Raw genomic sequence first — 16,477 nt, forward strand, 5'->3', positions numbered from 1 at the left:
AAGGCGCGTTTCCGCAGGCAGAGACGATCGATGGAGCTTTGAGACGATGAGCGAGACGACCACCGCTGCCGAGGTGGCAGCGCCGCACCGCTATACGGCCGCGCTGGCCGCCGACATCGAGGCACGCTGGCAGGACTTCTGGGAGAAGGACGGGACCTACGAGGCCCCGAACGCGAGCGGGGAGCTGGCCGGCGACCCGGAGCTGGTGGCCCGCCCCAAGAAGTTCATCATGGACATGTTCCCCTACCCGTCGGGCGCCGGCCTGCACGTCGGCCACCCCCTGGGGTTCATCGCCACCGACGTCTACGCCCGCCACCAGCGCATGACGGGCCACAACGTCCTGCACACCCTGGGCTTCGACGCCTTCGGCCTGCCCGCCGAGCAGTACGCCGTCCAGACCGGCACCCACCCGCGGGTCTCCACCGAGGCCAACATCGTGAACATGCGGCGCCAGCTGCGCCGCCTGGGCCTGGGCCACGACCAGCGCCGCTCCGTCGAGACGATCGACCCGGCGTACTACAAGTGGACCCAGTGGATCTTCCTGCAGATCTTCAACTCCTGGTACGACCCGGAAGCGGACGCCGCCCGCCCGATCGACACCCTGGTCGCCCAGTTCGAGGCCGGCACCCGCCCGACCCCCGACGGCCGCCCCTGGGCCGAGCTGAGCGTCACCGAGCGCGCCGACGTCCTGGGCGAGTACCGCCTGGCGTACGCCTCGGACTCGCCGGTCAACTGGTGCCCCGGCCTGGGCACCGTACTGGCCAACGAGGAGGTCACCGCCGAGGGCCGCTCCGAGCGCGGCAACTACCCGGTCTTCAAGGCCAAGCTGCGCCAGTGGAACATGCGCATCACCGCCTACGCCGACCGGCTGCTGCGCGACCTGGACGCGCTGGACTGGCCGGAGGCCATCAAGCTGCAGCAGCGCAACTGGATCGGCCGCTCCGAGGGCGCCCGGGTCGACTTCCCGGTGGGCGACGACAAGATCACCGTCTTCACCACCCGTCAGGACACCCTGTTCGGCGCCACGTACATGGTGCTGGCCCCCGAGCACCCGCTGATCGCCGGCTCCGACAACGGCGACACCACCGGCACCATCGTCCCCGACGCCTGGCCCGAGGGCACCCACGACGTGTGGACCGGCGGCCACGCCACCCCGCGCGAGGCCGTCGCCGCCTACCGCAAGCAGGCCGCGGCCAAGTCCGACATCGAGCGGCAGGCCGAGGCCAAGGACAAGACCGGCGTCTTCACCGGCGTCTTCGCCACCAACCCGGTCAGCGGCGAGCAGGTCCCGGTCTTCATCGCCGACTACGTCCTGATGGGCTACGGCACCGGCGCGATCATGGCCGTGCCCGCGCACGACACCCGCGACTTCGCCTTCGCCCGCGCCTTCGAGCTGCCCATGCGCTGTGTCGTCGAGCCGACGGACGGCCGCGGCACCGACCCCGCCACCTGGGACGACGCCTTCGCCTCGTACGACGCCAAGATCATCAACTCGTCCGGCGACAGCATCTCGCTGGACGGCCTGGGCGTCACCGAGGCCAAGGCGAAGATCACCGACTGGCTGACCGGGCGCGGCATCGGCGAGGGCACCGTCAACTTCCGGCTGCGCGACTGGCTGTTCAGCCGCCAGCGCTACTGGGGCGAGCCGTTCCCGATCGTCTACGACGAGGACGGCGTGGCGCACGCGCTGCCCGAGTCGATGCTGCCGCTGGAACTGCCCGAGGTCGAGGACTACTCCCCGCGCACCTTCGACCCGGACGACGCCGACACCCAGCCCGAGACCCCGCTGTCCCGCAACGAGGACTGGGTCAACGTCGAGCTGGACCTGGGCGACGGCCGGGGCGTGCGGCGCTACCGCCGTGAGACCAACACCATGCCCAACTGGGCCGGTTCCTGCTGGTACGAGCTGCGCTACCTGGACCCCCGCAACGACGACGCGCTGGTCGACCCGGCCGTCGAGCAGTACTGGATGGGGCCGCGCGACGGCCAGCCGGCCGGCGGTGTCGACCTGTACGTGGGCGGCGCCGAACACGCCGTGCTGCACCTGCTGTACGCCCGCTTCTGGTCCAAGGTCCTGCACGACCTGGGGCACGTCTCGTCCTCCGAGCCGTTCCACAAGCTGTACAACCAGGGCATGATCCAGGCCTTCGTCTACCGGGACAGCCGCGGCATCGCCGTCCCGGCCGCCGAGGTCGAGGAGCGCGACGGCGCCTACTACTACCAGGGCGACAAGGTCAGCCGCCTGCTGGGCAAGATGGGCAAGTCCCTGAAGAACGCCGTCACCCCCGACGAGATCTGCGCCGAATACGGCGCGGACACCCTGCGCCTGTACGAGATGGCGATGGGCCCGCTGGACGTGTCGCGGCCGTGGGACACCCGGGCGGTCGTCGGCCAGTACCGCCTGCTGCAGCGCCTGTGGCGCAACGTCGTCGACGAGGCGACCGGTGAGGTCACCGTCGCGGACGTGCCCGAGTCGGACATCGACGTGGACACCCTGCGCGCCCTGCACAAGGCCATCGACGGCGTCGGCCAGGACCTGGCGAACCTGCGCTTCAACACCGCCATCGCCAAGGTCACCGAGCTGAACAACCACCTGACCAAGACGGGCGGCCCGGTCCCGCGCACGGTCGCGGAGCGGCTGGTGCTGCTGATCGCCCCGCTGGCCCCGCACATCGCCGAGGAGCTGTGGCGCAAGCTGGGCCACACCGACTCGGTGGTGCACGCGGACTTCCCGGTCGCGGACCCGGCGTACGTCGTGGACGAGAGCGTGACCTGCGTCGTCCAGATCAAGGGCAAGGTCAAGGCCCGACTGGAGGTCGCCCCGTCGATCTCCGACGCCGACCTGGAGGCGACCGCACTGGCCGAGCCGGCGGTGGTCGCGGCACTGAACGGCGCGGGCATCCGCAAGGTCATCGTCCGTGCACCGAAGCTGGTGAACATCGTCCCGGCGTGAGCCATCTGCGGCTTTCCGGTCCGTGCGGACCTGAGCCATCGATGGCGCCTTCCGGTCCGTGAGGTCCGTGAGGACGGACGCCGTCGGCGGTGCCTGCCGGTCCGTGAGGTCCGTGAGGACGGATGCCCTCGGCGGTGTCTGCCGGTCTGCGAGGACGGATGCCATCGGCGGTGTCTGCCGGTCCGCGAGGACGTGAGCGGCGGGCGCCGGCCGGGGGCGGCGGAAGGCCGGACGAGCGCGGTGTAGGGGGTTTCCCCTACGGGCAGGTTGGGGGTTCTTCCGGAGCCCGCAACCTGCCCTTTCCGTTTACGGTGGAAGGACAGGGCGCGGGCGGAAGTCCGGCGCCACCGACACGCCTGGGGGAGATCCCATGGAAGCCGCCGCCGCCATCATCGGACTGCTCTTCGTGCTGTTCGTCCTGGCCGGCGTGCTCCTGACGGTCAAGGCAGTGAAGGCGGCCAAGCGCGGTGTGGACCGTACGGTCGCCCAGGCGCGCCGAACGGTCGAGGACACCACCCTCCGGGCCCGCCAGCTCGCCCAGCCCGGGGTGGTCGGCGAGCTGGCCCAGCTGCGGCTGTCGCTCAGAACGTCCATGCGGGCCACCCAGGACGTGCTGTACGGGGGTGCTCCGGACGACGCGTCCCTGAGCGAGGCGATCGGCCTGTTCGAGCGGCTGAGCGCCCATGGTCACGAGCTGGACGCCGAGCTCAAACGCCTGGAACGCGAGCCCGACCGGGCCACCATCGCCGCCCGGCTCCCGGAGCTGAGGGAGCGATTGGAACGGATCACGCACTCCGCCGAGTCGCTCCGCTGGGCCGCCCGCGACCGGGCCCGCAAGTTCGCCGACGACGACCTCGCGGCGCTGACCGACCAGATCGACGTCGAGGCGGGCGCCTTGCGTCACTGGACCCAGGCTCCTGAGGAGCAGCCGAGCGGCCGGGGTGCGGACGGGGGCCGCTCCGGGGACGTTCGGGGGGCAGGGCAGGGGGCGCCGGCGCCTGATGGTCACCGCTCGTGGGGGCCGGAGGAGGGGGACGAGCAGCAGCGGGCGATCACCGCTCGCGACGGCCGCAGCCGGCCGACGTACCCGTGGGAGAAGTCCCCGCGGGCGGAAGGCATGACGACTCGGCGGACGGAGGGCAGGGGGACGGGAGCGGGCACCGGTACGGGTACGGGGACTGGCACTGGTACCGGAACGGGCACCAGTACGGGCACCGGTACCGGAACGGGTACGGGTACCGGAATGGGCGCGGGCACGACCAAGACCTGAGTGCTGAGAGGCGGTGGAGGTGGGTGGGGGGCGGGGCGGGGCCCCCGGGGAAGGCCCATCCCACCCACGGCAATACGGGAGGCCCACGACCGCCCGCCACCAGGAACGCCAACCGGGAGTCCGCAGCCGGGGCGCGCCAACCGGGAGTCCGCAGCCGGGGCGCGCCAACCGGGAGTCCGCAGCCGGGGCGCGCCAACCGGGAGTCCGCAGCCGGGGCGCGCCAACCGGGAGTCCGCAGCCGGGGCGCGCCAACCGGGAGTACCCGCGCGACCGCGGCCGTCGCGAGGGCCGTCGCGAAGGTGATGCTTCCGTTGCCCGCTGGGTACTTGGCAGAGCCTTGGGGAAACCTGGAAGATCTTGGGGACGGACCCGCACTGTGCGACGTCCCGATCCCCGGATAATCTCCCTGTCATGTCCCGCCATGTCGCGATCGTCACCGATTCCACGGCCTACCTGCCGCGGACGGCCGTCGAGCGCCACCGCATCACGGCTGTACCGCTGACCGTCGTCCTGGGGGACCAGGCCCTTGAAGAGGGCACCGAGATCTCCGCGAGATCCGTCGCGCAGGCCCTGCAGAAGCGGCGCAGCGTGACGACGTCCCGGCCCAGCCCGGCGGTGTTCGCGGACACCTACCGCGAGGTGGCGGCGGCCGGAGCGACCGGCATCGTCTCCCTCCACCTCTCCTCGGAATTCTCCGGCACCTACGACGCGGCCGTGATGGCCGCCAAGGACGCCCCGGTCCCGGTGCACGTCGTGGACACCGGAATGGTCGCCATGGCCCTCGGGTTCTGCGCCCTCGCCGCCGCCGAGACCGCGGAGGCCGGCGGCGACGTGGACGAAGCGGTCGCCGCGGCGGAGAAGCGGGCCGCGGGCACGTCCGCCTACTTCTACGTCGACACCCTGGACTATCTGCGCCGCGGTGGCCGGATCGGCGCGGCCCAGGCCCTCCTCGGCTCGGCGCTCGCCGTCAAACCGCTTCTCCAACTGGCGGACGGGCGGATCGAGCTGCTGGAGAAGGTCCGTACGGCGTCCAAGGCCATCGCGCGGCTTGAGGAGATCGCCGTGGAACGGGCGGGCGAGGGCCAGATCGACATCGCGGTGCACCACCTCGCCGCCGCGGAACGCGCGGACGCGCTCGCCCAGCGGCTCCGTGAGCGGATCCCGGGGCTGAACGAACTCCATGTGAGCGAGGTCGGCGCGGTGATCGGTGCACACACCGGGCCTGGGTTGCTGGGGGTCGTGGTGTCACCGCGCTGAGCGAGGCGGCAGGGGCACGGCAGGGCACGTGTGGGTGACGAAGTTGTCCACAACTTCGCTGATATCCACGGGATGTGACACCGCTCGGCAGATTCTGCGCCGGTCACTTAGCGTCAGGAGCTATGAACTCCTCGCAGACCGCTCGACTCGACTCGTCCGTATCCCTCCCCATGTGGGCCGCGCCGGCTGACCCCTCCTCCTCGGCTCCGGAAGCCTCTGCCGAACGTCCCGGTTGGTCGTGGGCGTCCGACCCAGCAGTCCCGTACGAGCCGGACGCACGGACTGGCACCACTCCACCCACTCCTGACTCCTCACCCCCTCCGGAACCGGTGGGCGAATCCGTGGCGCCCGCGCCGGAGCCGGCTGCCGAAGCCCCGTCGCCCGCGCCGGAACCTGTGCGCGGACCCGTGGCCCCCTCTCGTGCGCGGGCGCGAGAGGAGTGGGAGCGCGAGCGGGTACGGGCCCGGGTGGCGGCGATCTTCGGCGATACGGAGCGGGCGGCCGCGATGACCGGGCCGCTGCCACCCGGACACGATCCGCCGCCCCAGCCCCAGCCCCAGCCCCAGTCCCCGCGACCGCGCCCGCAGCGCGCGGAGCGGGCCTGGCTGGCGGTGCGCGAACGGCTCCCGCTGTGGCTGCAGTTACGGTGCGGTACCGACCCCAGGGCACTGGCCGCCCTGGCGTTGGTGCTGATCGTGGCGGTGGCGTTCGCGGTGCACCACTTCTGGACCGGGCGGCCGGAACCGGTACGCGCCCCGGCCGTCGAACGGTCCGCCACGGGGCCGGACGACCAACACCGTGGGCCGGGCCGGGCCGCCGACCCGCACTCGTCCACCCTTCCGTCACCCGCTTCCTCGTCGGCTTCCTCGACGGGCGCGAGTGGTTCAGCGGACGGCGCAGCGGGTGGCTCCTCGGGCGGTGCGGGGCGCCAGTTGGTCGTCGATGTCACGGGCAAGGTCCGGCATCCCGGCATCCACCGGATGCCGCCGGGTTCCCGAGTGATCGACGCGCTGCGGGCCGCGGGCGGTGTGTTGCACGGGGCGAACGTCAGCGGGCTCAACCGGGCGCGGCTGCTGACCGACGGCGAACAGATCGCGGTCGGCGTGCCGGGCGCCGCGGCCGGGGGCGGTGCCGGCCCCGGTGGTGCGGGGGCCGGTGGTACGGGCAGCGGGACGGCGGGTGGCGGAGCCGGTCCGAGTGGTCCGGTGAGCCTCAGCGCGGCGACGGAGCAGCAGCTCGACGCCTTGCCGGGCGTCGGCCCCGTACTGGCGCGCCACATCATCGAATTCCGTACCCAGCACGGCGGCTTCACCTCGGTGGAACAGCTTCGTCAGGTGACCGGTATCGGCGACCGTCGATTCGCCGATCTGCGGCCCTTGGTGGAGCCATGACCACCGCCCGCCCCTCGGTGCACGCCACGGCCCCCTCGCCGCACGGCGCTTCGGACCCGCGGCAGGAAGGACCGCCCGATCTACGCCTGGCCGGACCGGCGCTGGCGGCCTGGGCAGCCGCGGCGATCGGGCTGGGCGCACCCGGCAGCGGAGTGGCGGTGGCCTGCGCGGTGGGGGTGCTGCTCGCGGCACTCGCGTTACGGGTGGCCGTCCTCCGGCGCCGGGCGGAACGCGGGGGAGGTGAGGAGCGCGAGGGACCTGAGGAGTGCGAGCAGCACGAGGTGGACGAGGAGGGCAACGAGAACGAGGAGGGCAACGAGAACGAGGAGTACGACGAGGACGAGGAGTACGAGGAAGACGAGCAGAGTGGGGCGGGTGCGGGACGTGGGGCGGCGGGCGGCGCAGGGGCCGTTCGGGGCGGCGCGGCGGGTCGCACGTACCGGCCCGGCTCCTCCCGTCGATGGTCCTCCGGGGCGTGGGTGGCGCTGGCCGCCGTGCTGCTGGGGGCTGTCGCAGGGGCGGCGTCCGCGGCGTTGCATGCGGCGGACGTCCGGCGTGGTCCGTTGCCGGACCTGGCGGACCGCTATGCGCGGGTCACGGTGGAGCTGGAGGTGACCGATGATCCTCGGCTGACCCGGCCCCGGGTGCGCGGTTCCCAACGGACGCCTGCGGCCGTGGTGTTCAACGCCGATGCCGTGCGGGTCACCGCTCCGGACGGTGCGGTCACCGCCGTGCGTACCCCCACTCTGGTCCTCGTACGGCAGGGCGGAAGCGACAAAGGCGCGCCGCCCGACGGTGTGAGCTCCGCGGGTGAGCGGGACCGACCGGACGAGCACTCGGCGTCGGCGGCCTCGGCGCTGTCGGAGGCGTGGCGCGGGCTGCTGCCGTCGACGCGGATCCGGGTCGTGGCGCGGGCCGTACCACCGCTCATGCCGGGTGATCAGGTCGCCGCGGTGTTGCGGGTCGACGCCGACGCGCCGCCGGTCAAGGTCGGTGGCCCGTCGGTGCTGCAGCGGGTGGCCGGACGTGTGCGGGCCGGGCTGCGTGAGGCCACGGACGGGCTCCGGCCCGACGCCCGTGCGCTGTTGCCCGGGCTGGTCGTAGGGGACACCTCACGCGTGCCGCCGGATCTGGACGAAGCCTTCCGGGCCACCGATCTGACGCACCTGCTCGCCGTCTCCGGCAGCAATCTCACGATCGTGCTCGCCCTGCTGATCGGCCCGCCGCACCTCGCCACGCGTGCCGAGCGGCGTGGGCTGGCGCCCCGCCTGAGGCTGTCGTTGCGCGGCACCGCCGTCATCGGGGGCGTGCTGGCGCTGGCCTTCGTGGTCGTGTGCCGCCCGGACCCGAGCGTGCTGCGAGCCGCCGCCTGCGGCCTGATCACCCTGCTGGCCATCGGCACCGGCCGCCGCCGTTCGCTGCTGCCCGCGCTGGCCGCCGCGGTGCTGCTGCTGGTGCTCTACGACCCCTGGCTCGCGCGACGGTTCGGCTTTCTGCTCTCCGTACTGGCCACCGGCGCACTGCTGTTGCTCGCACCGCGCTGGAGCGCCGCCCTCCAGCGGCGCCGGATGCCACCCAGGCTCGCCGAAGTGATCGCGGCCGCTGCCGCGGCACAGGCGGTCTGTGCGCCCGTGATCGTGGTGCTCGCCGCCCGCGTGGGCCTGGTGGCCGTGCCGTGCAATCTGCTGGCCGAGCTGGCGGTGGGCCCGGCCACGGTCCTCGGGTTCGCGGCGCTGGTCACTGCCCCGTTCGTCCTGCCCGTCGCCCAGGCGCTGGCATGGTGCGCCGGCTGGCCCGCCGAGTGGATCGCCGGTGTCGCCCGTACGGGCGCGGCGCTGCCCGGAGCAGAGATCGGCTGGCCCGGCGGCTGGGCGGGTGCGCTGGCGCTGGCGGCCGTCACGCTGGTGCTGGTGCCGGTCGGGCGAAGGGTGGTGCGCCGTCCCTGGCTCTGCGTCCTGTGTGCGTTCGCCCTGTTGCTGGCGGTGTGCCGTCCCGCTCCGTTCACCCGTGTCATCACCGGTTGGCCGCCGCCCGGGTGGCGTGCCGTGGTCTGCGACGTGGGGCAGGGCGACGGCCTGGTGCTGGCCGCCGGGGACGGTACGGCGCTGGTGGTGGACACCGGCCCCGAGCCGCGCGCCATCGACCGCTGCCTCACGGAGCTGGGAATCCGCCGGATCCCCCTGCTCGTCCTCACCCACTTCCATGCCGACCACGTGGACGGACTTCCCGGAGCGCTCCGTGGCCGGTCGGTCGGTGCGATCGAGACCACGACCCTCCAAGATCCGCCGGGCCAGGCCCGGTTCGTGGTGGAGACGGCCGCCCGGGCCGGGATTCCGCTGGTGCGTGCCGTTCCGGGGGAGCGGCGGCACCTCGGCCCGCTCAGCTGGGAAGTGCTCTGGCCTCCTGGTTCGCCGTTCGCCCCGGTGCTCGACGGGCCCAACGACGCCAGCGTCACCCTGCTCGTACGGACCGGCGGACTGACGCTCCTGCTCCTCGGTGATCTCGAACCGCCTGCCCAGCAGGCGCTGCTGGCGGCGCATCCGGAGGTTGCCGGGGTCGACGTCCTTAAGGTGGCGCACCACGGTTCCGCGCGCCAGGACCCGCCGCTGATGCACCGGCTGGCGCCGCGCCTGGCGCTGATCTCGTGCGGTGCCGATAACCCCTACGGCCATCCCGCGCCGCGGACGGTCGCCGCGCTGCGGGCTCTGGGCGCGCGGGTGCTGCGTACCGACACCGATGGTGCGATCGCGATCCTCGGGACTCCGGGCAGACTCGCCGCCACCGTGACCGGCCGTCGGACGGGGGCGCGTCCGCCGAGCGGCCGGGGCGGTGGGCGCGGTCGGGGAAGGCGGCGCGGCCGGCGAATACGCAGCCGGGGGCCGGCCGGGGCCCGGTCTGCCGGCCCGCGGCTCAGGGCCGGCAGATGGCGTCCGGCAGGCTCTGGCGATCGGCGCAGGGCACGTGCTTGTACATCCGCATGATGTTCTTCGCTGTGTCGGAGTCCATGAACGCCAGGAACTTCGCGGTCAGTGAGCCGTCCTCGGGCCGCCCGTATGTGTAGAGGTACTCCACCGTCCAGAAGGGGTAATCACGTTGCTGTCCCCACTCGATGTCCGGCTCGTGCCCGTTCAGGCGCACGCTCACCACGTGCTGCCGTTGAGCCGCCGCATAGACCTCGGCGTAACCGACGGCGCCGGGCACCCGGTCCACCGCGTCCAGCAGGCTCTTGGTGCTGTCCACCTCGCAGCGCGTCAGGCGCGCCTGCTCGTCACGGTCCTTGTCGCCGCAGTCGTAGGACGACACCACGCCCGGCTCCGAGTGGTGCAGCACCGACGTCTCGAACGCCCGGCGGGTGCCCGAGCCGGCGTCGCGGCTGACGAGGCGGATCGGCAGGTCGTTGCCGTGCAACTGCTTCCAGTTGGTGTACGTCCCGTCGTAGATCTTGCGGACCTGGGCGGAGGTGAGGTCGTCGACACCGGCCTTCTCGTTGGCCACGAGGCCGAGCAGGATGACGCCGATGCGGTCGCCTTCGAGCCGCCGGTAGAGGGACGGCGCGGGCACGTCCGACACGGCGAGGAAGCCGGGCCCCTCGACGGTGGCCGGCTTGCCCTCCCGGTTGAGGCTGCCGAGGCCGGAGAGGCTGCCGGACGCCGAAACGGTGATCTCGGCACCCGCGCACCGGGCCCGGTACTGCCGGGCGATCTCCCGCATCGGCGGGGCGAACGCCGTGGACCCGTCGATGGTCAGCCGCCCGGTGGCGCATTCGCCGGCCGCTGTCGGGGCCGTCCGCGCGCTGAGGAGCAGTCCGCCGAGCAGTCCCAGCAGCACGATGAAGGTGCCGCCCAGCGCGAGACTGAGCTTGCGCGGCCCCCAACGCTGGGCGTTGCGGCGGATCCGTCCGCCGCTGATGAATCCGCTGACGGTCACGGCCCCGGCGCCGGTCCCGGGCGCGCTGCCGGTGCGGCTGCTGTTGCCAGTGGTGCCGGGGGTGCCGGAGGTGCCGCTCCCGGAACCGGCGTCCGTGCCCGCATCCGGACCCGGGTCCGTGCCCGGGTCCGCACCCGTACGCGTATCGGTGGCCGAGAGGAGAACCAGCAGCTTGAAGTGATTCCGTTTGTTCAGCGGCACCTTGGGGATGAAGAGCCGGCCGCCGTCATGGCGCAGCCCGCCGCCGTTGCGGGTCAGCATGCCCACCAGGTCGGTCGGATGGGCGTCCGGCACCTCGACGCCGATGACCGTGCGCCCGGCGAACTCGACCGTCAGCGGCTCCTGATAGTCCTGCCGGACGATGTCCTTGCCGCCGTCGTTCTCGAACCGCAGCAGGGCCAGCGTCGCCTCGTTGACCTCCTGGTCCTGCCGCAGCAGCCGCAACTGCACCAGGCTGTGGGCATCTTGGGGGTTCATGCCGATCGCCGTGTCCATCTGGACGCGGTATCCGATCCGCTTCCGTCCCGGCAGAAACCGCTCGACGGCCCACACCACGGCCGTGGCCACGAGCCCGGCCGCGGTGAGGATCGTCTCGGTGTCCGGCAGAGCCACGGCAACCTCGCACAGCTGAACGGGCGTTGGGAGGTCAAATTTTTAAGCAGCCCCGCTGGGCCCCGGGAGGCCTTCGGCAGCTCGTCATCGGAGGTTCATCCGTTGGCCGCCGGTGACGGCGTCTCCTTCCCTCGCCGAGGTCTCCGCCGCCCGGCCCGGCGTCGGCGGTCCGCGACCCGTGGTCCTCCGGCGGTCCCTCACGCTCACCCTCCCCACGCCCTTCCCCTCGCCCTCGTCCTCGCTCTCGTCCTCCCGTTTCGGCTGGTCCTGGCTCTGTAGGCTCCGGAACGAGGCTCCCCCTTCGGCGGGGACGGCGGGGCTGTATGCCGGTGGAGAGATAAGGGACGAGCGGAGGCGGGGCAGATGGACGAGAGGGCGGCCGATGCCTATCTGGAGCGCATCGGTGCGGTGCGGCCCGGGTCACCTGATGCCGGGGCGTTGGCGGCGCTGCACCTCAGGCATCTGCGGGCCGTGCCGTTCGAGAACCTCGCCATCCACCTCGGTGAGGAGATCGTGCTGGCGGAGCAGCCGCTGCTGGACAAGATCGTCGGTGCCCGGCGCGGTGGGTTCTGTTACGAACTCAACGGCGCCTTCGCCGGGCTGCTGCGGGCCCTCGGGTACGAGGTCGAGCTGTTGTCGGCGCGCGTGTTCGGTGCCGAGGGGCGCCTCGGCATCCCGTACGACCACCTTGCGCTGCGGGTCCACACGCCGAGTGGGCCGTGGCTGGCGGATGTCGGCTTCGGCCGGCACAGCCACTTTCCGCTGCGCTGGGACAGCCGCGCGGAGCAGACCGATCCCGGTGGGACGTTCCGGCTGGAGGAGACGGCGGAGGGCGACGTGGACGTCCTGAGGGACGGCTCGCCGCAGTACCGGCTCGAACAACGGCCGCGTGCGCTGGCGGACTTCGAGGTCGGCTGCTGGTGGAACCGCACCTCGCCGACCTCCCACTTCACCCGGTCCCTGGTCTGCTCACGGCTGACCGAGACCGGTCGGATCACGCTCTCCGGCCGCACGCTCGTGATCACCGGGGAGGGCGGCGTGCGGGACGAACGTGAGCTGGCGGCGGAGGAGGTACTGGCCGCCTACCGGGAGCACTTCGGGGTGGTGCTGGACCGGGAGCCGGTGGTGGGGGTGGCGGCGGCCGGGTGACCGCCTGGGTGTGGGCGGGCCCGTGGGCGGCGGGTCGGCCGGGGCAGGTGGTGGCCGGGCAAGCCCGTGGCAGCCGGGCCGGGCCGGTGGCGGGAAGCAGACCGGGCGCAGCCGGGCACCCCCCCCGTGGCAGCCGGGCACCCCCCGTGGCAGCCGGGCACCCCCATGGCAGGTGGGCCGGCCGGTCAGTGGCAGCTTGCCAGGTGCTACTCGGCCTCGCGCCAGCCCTCGTGCTCCGCGGCGAGGTCGTCCAACCGTGCCGGGTCGTGGCGGGCGTCCGGGTCTTCGACCACCACCAGCCACTGGGCGTCCTCGGCGTCGTCCTCGCCGGCCAGGGCGTCCCGTACGAGCTGGGGCTCCTCGGTGACGCCGAAGCGTTCGGCGAGGGCCTCGGCGACCTCCTCCGCGGCGTCGCGGTCGGGCAGGACGAGGACGTGGCGCACATGCGCGGGCGCGGGCGCCGGGGCGGAGGGAGCGGCGTGGAGATCGTGGTGATCGCGGTGCCGGGGCGCGGCGGCGTGGTCGTTCATCAGGCCATTGTCCCGGTCCGGGACCGGGGGTCTCGGCGCGCGGGTTCCGTACGTCACGTCCAGCCCTCGACGCCAGGGACGTAGCGGGGCGGGGCGGGTGGGCCGGAGACGGTCCGATCGGCGTTGTCAGTGGGGCGTGGGATGCTGGATCGCGATGGCCAGGAAGACAGCGAACGACGATCCCCTCGCCCCCGTGACGATCGCGGTGGGGCAGGAAGACCTGCTGCTGGAGCGTGCGATGCAGCAGGTGGTGGCGGCTGCCCGCGCGGCCGACGCGGACACCGATGTGCGCGACCTCACCCCCGACCAGCTCCAGCCCGGCACCCTCGCCGAGCTGACCAGCCCCTCGCTGTTCGCCGAGCGCAAGGTCGTGGTGGTGCGCTCGGCCCATGACCTGTCCGCGGACACGATCAAGGACGTCAAGGCGTATCTCGGCTCGCCCGCCGAGGAGATCACGCTCGTGCTGCTGCATGCCGGCGGCGCCAAGGGCAAGGGCCTGCTGGACGCCGCCCGTAAGGCCGGGGCGCGGGAAGTGGCCTGCCCGAAGATGACCAAGCCGGCCGACCGGCTGGCGTTCGTGCGGGGGGAGTTCCGTACGGTCGGGCGGTCGGCGACGCCCGAGGCGTGCCAGTCGCTGGTCGATGCGATCGGCAGCGATCTGCGGGAGCTGGCCTCCGCGTGTGCGCAGCTGGCCGCCGACATCGAGGGCACGATCGACGAGGCGATCGTCGGGCGGTACTACACGGGCCGGGCCGAGGCGTCGAGCTTCACCGTCGCGGACCGTGCCGTCGAGGGCCGGGCCGCCGAAGCCCTGGAGGCGCTGCGCTGGGCGATCGCGACCGGTGTCGCGCCCGTCATGATCACCAGCGCGCTCGCTCAGGGCGTCCGGGCCATCGGCAAGCTCGCCTCCGCGCCGCGCGGCGCCCGCCCCGGCGACCTCGCCCGCGAACTGGGCATGCCGCCCTGGAAGATCGACCGGGTGCGGCAGCAGATGCGCGGCTGGTCGGCGGACGGTGTGGCGACGGCGCTGCGCGCGGTGGCGGCGGCCGATGCGGGCGTCAAGGGCGGCGGGGACGATCCCGAGTACGCCCTGGAGAAGGCGGTCGTGACGATTGCCCGGGCGGCACGGTCCCGCTGAGGGGTCCCGCTGAGGCGCGGAGTGGCGCGGAGCGGAGAGTGCGGAGCCCGGGGTTCCCTCCGATCCCGCGATCCTCGGGCCTCGGGCCTCGGGCCCCGGGGCCCGAGGATCGCGGGATCGCGGGATCGGAGCCGGAGTTCCGCCGAGCCGTAAGCAAGCCCCGACACTCCCGACACTCCCGATACTCCCGACACTCTCGTCACTCCCGTCAGCCCCCGTCCACGCCGCTCCGTCAGCCGGGTCGGCGCCGGTCCAGTCTCCGTCGCCCCGTCAGCTCTCGTCAGCGCGCGTTCTGCAGGCGTTTGAGGGTCTCCGTCGCGCTGGACTTGAGCATCGTCGCGATCTCGTCGGAGGTCGGCTGCTTGCCGGAGCTGCTGCTCGAGGCGTAGCTCGACCACGTCGACTGGAAGGTCATCCAGCCGTCCCGCACGCCGAGGATCACGTAGGAACCGCTGTCGCTGCCCAAGTCGTTCCGCGTCACCAGGTAGGCCTCGTCGCCGATGCCCGGAACGGACTCGACCTTGTAGCCGATGGAGGTCTCCTGCTTCTCGTACGCGCGGTAGTTGTCGGCGAATTCCGGTTCCGGGTCGGCCGTGCGGTGCAGCGTGGCGCTGGTGTAGAGCCAGGTCGAGGAGTAGGTGGCGGAGCTCGCGTTCTCCTGCTCCAGTGCGACGTTGCACCACATGGTGTCCATCGACTTCTGGCGGGCCCCGCTGTGCTGAGGGTTGGCGTCCTTCGAGGAGGAGCCGGTGTTCGCCTTGGTCTTGTAGTGGGCGTTCTCGAAGGGCGTCATCGAGGTGGCCGCGCACAGGTCATCGGTGTAGGCGTAGCCCGCGAGGTCGGGGCTGGGCTCGGAGGAGAAACCACCGGTGGCGAACAGCAGCGAACCCCAGATCGCGGAGGCGGCGACCGCGCCGCCGATCGCCCACAGCCAGCCGGAGGCACCCCTGCCGCTGCCACGGCCGTTGCCGCCGGGAGCACCGGCCGGCCCGGTGGGTGCCCCGGGAGCACCCATGCCCACCGGCGGGTAGCCGTAGTTGCCGACGGGTGGCTGCGAGGGCGGCTGCATCGGTGGCTGCGACGGGGTCGGCTGGCCGGCGGCCGGATCCGGCTGTCCGGGCACGGGATGCGGCTGCGCGTACGGATTCTGCTGCGCGGGCACCGGATTCTGCGGTGGTGCGGGGACCTGGCCGTAGGGGTTGGGCTGCGGCAGGCCGTGCGGCTGAGAGGGCTCCCCCGAGGTTGACATGGCCGCAGAGTAGCGGACCGGCCGAACACGGACCCCGGCCCTCGGACGCCCCTACGACGAATAACCCCACGACAGCGGAGGTGTGTCTGCACACGTCGCTACGACGAGGTGGCTGCGGCTCCGCGGCGGATCGATCCCGGCTCGGAGCCGGCTCAGCCACATGACGGGTTGCCCCCGGTCCACGACGGGCCGGCTCCACGACGGGCCGGCTCCACGACAGGCCCCCGCTCCACGACAGGCCCCCGCTCCACGACGAGCCCCGCGCAACGACAGGGTGGGCTCCAAGCTCCAACCCCCGCAACCACGACAAAGGCCCCCCACCCCGGGGAAGGGGCGGAAGGGCCTTCGTCTTGGAAAGTCGGGCTCGGTCGGCGGTGGAGGCCGCCGGTGAGCCGGGTGCGCCGCACCCGCGTGGCGAACGCAGGCCGTGTGCGGCGCGGTGGTGCACCGGTCAGGGAGCGGAGAGAGGGGCCGCTGGGTCCCTGTCGGCAGGGTCGTGCAGGAGTGCAAGTGCAGAGGCAGCGGAGCTGCGCACTGCGAGTGCGGGGTCAAGGTCCGGATCCGGGCTCCGTGGAGGAGACGGGGCCCGGGAAGATCCCCGCGAAGGTCGGGTCAGCCCTGGAGGGTCGCGACCTTCTTCGCCAGCGCCGACTTCTTGTTGGCGGCGGCGTTCTTGTGGATGACACCCTTGCTGACGGCCTTGTCGAGCTTCTTGGCAGCCTCGGCCTGGGCGGCGGTGGCCTTCTGCAGGTCGCCGGCCTCGATGGCCTCACGGGTGCGACGGATCGAGGTCTTCAGAGCCGACTTGACAGCCTTGTTGCGCTGACGAGCCTTCTCGTTGGTCTTGATCCGCTTCATCTGGGACTTGATGTTCGCCACGAAAGAGCCTTTTCAGGTTCGTTGGAGTTTCGAGTTGCGCCGCGCACGAGAGAGGGCACGAAGCGCAGTGGACCAGGCTACCAGCAGGGTCTACGGCCGCCCAAACCGGACCGGACCCGCTC

At 72.6% G+C, this 16,477-nt stretch carries 11 protein-coding genes; 7 read left to right on the forward strand and 4 right to left on the reverse strand.

Features of this window, described 5'->3' with window-relative positions:
* The first annotated feature begins 46 nt into the window (after positions 1–46).
* From V2J85_RS13870 to V2J85_RS13890, 5 genes are all read left to right on the forward strand, one after another.
* Positions 47–2,953, forward strand: a complete 2,907-nt coding sequence (locus V2J85_RS13870; protein WP_261951516.1) for a leucine--tRNA ligase — start codon at positions 47–49, stop codon at positions 2,951–2,953.
* 370 nt (positions 2,954–3,323) lie between these two features.
* On the forward strand, positions 3,324–4,223 hold the full coding sequence (locus tag V2J85_RS13875; protein ID WP_410011143.1) for a hypothetical protein: 900 nt from the start codon (positions 3,324–3,326) through the stop codon (positions 4,221–4,223).
* A 411-nt stretch (positions 4,224–4,634) separates the two neighbouring features.
* A complete protein-coding gene (locus tag V2J85_RS13880; protein ID WP_261951517.1) occupies positions 4,635–5,480 on the forward strand; it encodes a DegV family protein in 846 nt (281 codons plus the stop codon).
* A 407-nt stretch (positions 5,481–5,887) separates the two neighbouring features.
* Positions 5,888–6,871: a ComEA family DNA-binding protein gene (locus tag V2J85_RS13885; protein WP_330821734.1), complete on the forward strand. Its 984-nt coding sequence runs from the start codon at positions 5,888–5,890 to the stop codon at positions 6,869–6,871.
* Positions 6,868–9,852, forward strand: a complete 2,985-nt coding sequence (locus tag V2J85_RS13890) for a ComEC/Rec2 family competence protein (protein ID WP_330821735.1) — start codon at positions 6,868–6,870, stop codon at positions 9,850–9,852. The genes V2J85_RS13885 and V2J85_RS13890 overlap by 4 nt, the downstream gene beginning before the upstream one ends.
* On the opposite strand, the gene V2J85_RS13895 is transcribed toward V2J85_RS13890, so the two are convergent.
* Positions 9,782–11,410, reverse strand: coding sequence for a substrate-binding domain-containing protein (locus V2J85_RS13895; RefSeq protein ID WP_330821736.1), 1,629 nt, complete (start codon positions 11,408–11,410; stop codon positions 9,782–9,784). The two genes, V2J85_RS13890 and V2J85_RS13895, sit on opposite strands and share 71 nt — an antisense overlap.
* 363 nt (positions 11,411–11,773) lie before the next feature.
* Between V2J85_RS13895 and V2J85_RS13900 the strand changes: the two genes are divergently transcribed.
* A complete protein-coding gene (locus tag V2J85_RS13900) occupies positions 11,774–12,559 on the forward strand; it encodes an arylamine N-acetyltransferase family protein (RefSeq protein WP_330821737.1) in 786 nt (261 codons plus the stop codon).
* Positions 12,560–12,765: 206 nt separating this feature from the next.
* Here the strand turns inward: V2J85_RS13900 and V2J85_RS13905 are convergent, their stop codons facing one another.
* Complete coding sequence (locus tag V2J85_RS13905; RefSeq protein ID WP_261957128.1) at positions 12,766–13,002, reverse strand: hypothetical protein; 237 nt, start codon at positions 13,000–13,002, stop codon at positions 12,766–12,768.
* 241 nt (positions 13,003–13,243) lie between these two features.
* Between V2J85_RS13905 and holA the strand changes: the two genes are divergently transcribed.
* Positions 13,244–14,227, forward strand: coding sequence for a DNA polymerase III subunit delta (gene holA, locus V2J85_RS13910; protein WP_261951522.1), 984 nt, complete (start codon positions 13,244–13,246; stop codon positions 14,225–14,227).
* Positions 14,228–14,507: 280 nt separating this feature from the next.
* Here the strand turns inward: holA and V2J85_RS13915 are convergent, their stop codons facing one another.
* Both V2J85_RS13915 and rpsT read right to left on the reverse strand, forming a co-directional pair.
* Complete coding sequence (locus tag V2J85_RS13915; RefSeq protein WP_330821738.1) at positions 14,508–15,476, reverse strand: hypothetical protein; 969 nt, start codon at positions 15,474–15,476, stop codon at positions 14,508–14,510.
* A gap of 612 nt (positions 15,477–16,088) precedes the next feature.
* Entirely contained in the window at positions 16,089–16,355 is a 267-nt protein-coding gene (gene rpsT / locus V2J85_RS13920) for a 30S ribosomal protein S20 (RefSeq protein WP_261951524.1), read from the reverse strand.
* Positions 16,356–16,477: the final 122 nt, after the last annotated feature.

This window comes from Streptomyces bugieae, assembly GCF_036352915.1.
GTDB lineage: Bacteria > Actinomycetota > Actinomycetes > Streptomycetales > Streptomycetaceae > Streptomyces > Streptomyces endophytica.

Bases quoted from the DNA above. Each gene is read 5' to 3' on its own strand.
- V2J85_RS13870 (WP_261951516.1), top strand. From the start codon at position 47: ATGAGCGAGACGACCACCGCTGCCGAGGTGGCAGCGCCGCACCGCTAT.
- V2J85_RS13875 (WP_410011143.1), top strand. From the start codon at position 3,324: ATGGAAGCCGCCGCCGCCATCATCGGACTGCTCTTCGTGCTGTTCGTC.
- V2J85_RS13880 (WP_261951517.1), top strand. From the start codon at position 4,635: ATGTCCCGCCATGTCGCGATCGTCACCGATTCCACGGCCTACCTGCCG.
- V2J85_RS13890 (WP_330821735.1), top strand. From the start codon at position 6,868: ATGACCACCGCCCGCCCCTCGGTGCACGCCACGGCCCCCTCGCCGCAC.
- V2J85_RS13900 (WP_330821737.1), top strand. From the start codon at position 11,774: ATGGACGAGAGGGCGGCCGATGCCTATCTGGAGCGCATCGGTGCGGTG.
- holA (WP_261951522.1), top strand. From the start codon at position 13,244: ATGGCCAGGAAGACAGCGAACGACGATCCCCTCGCCCCCGTGACGATC.
- V2J85_RS13915 (WP_330821738.1), bottom strand. From the start codon at position 15,476: ATGTCAACCTCGGGGGAGCCCTCTCAGCCGCACGGCCTGCCGCAGCCC.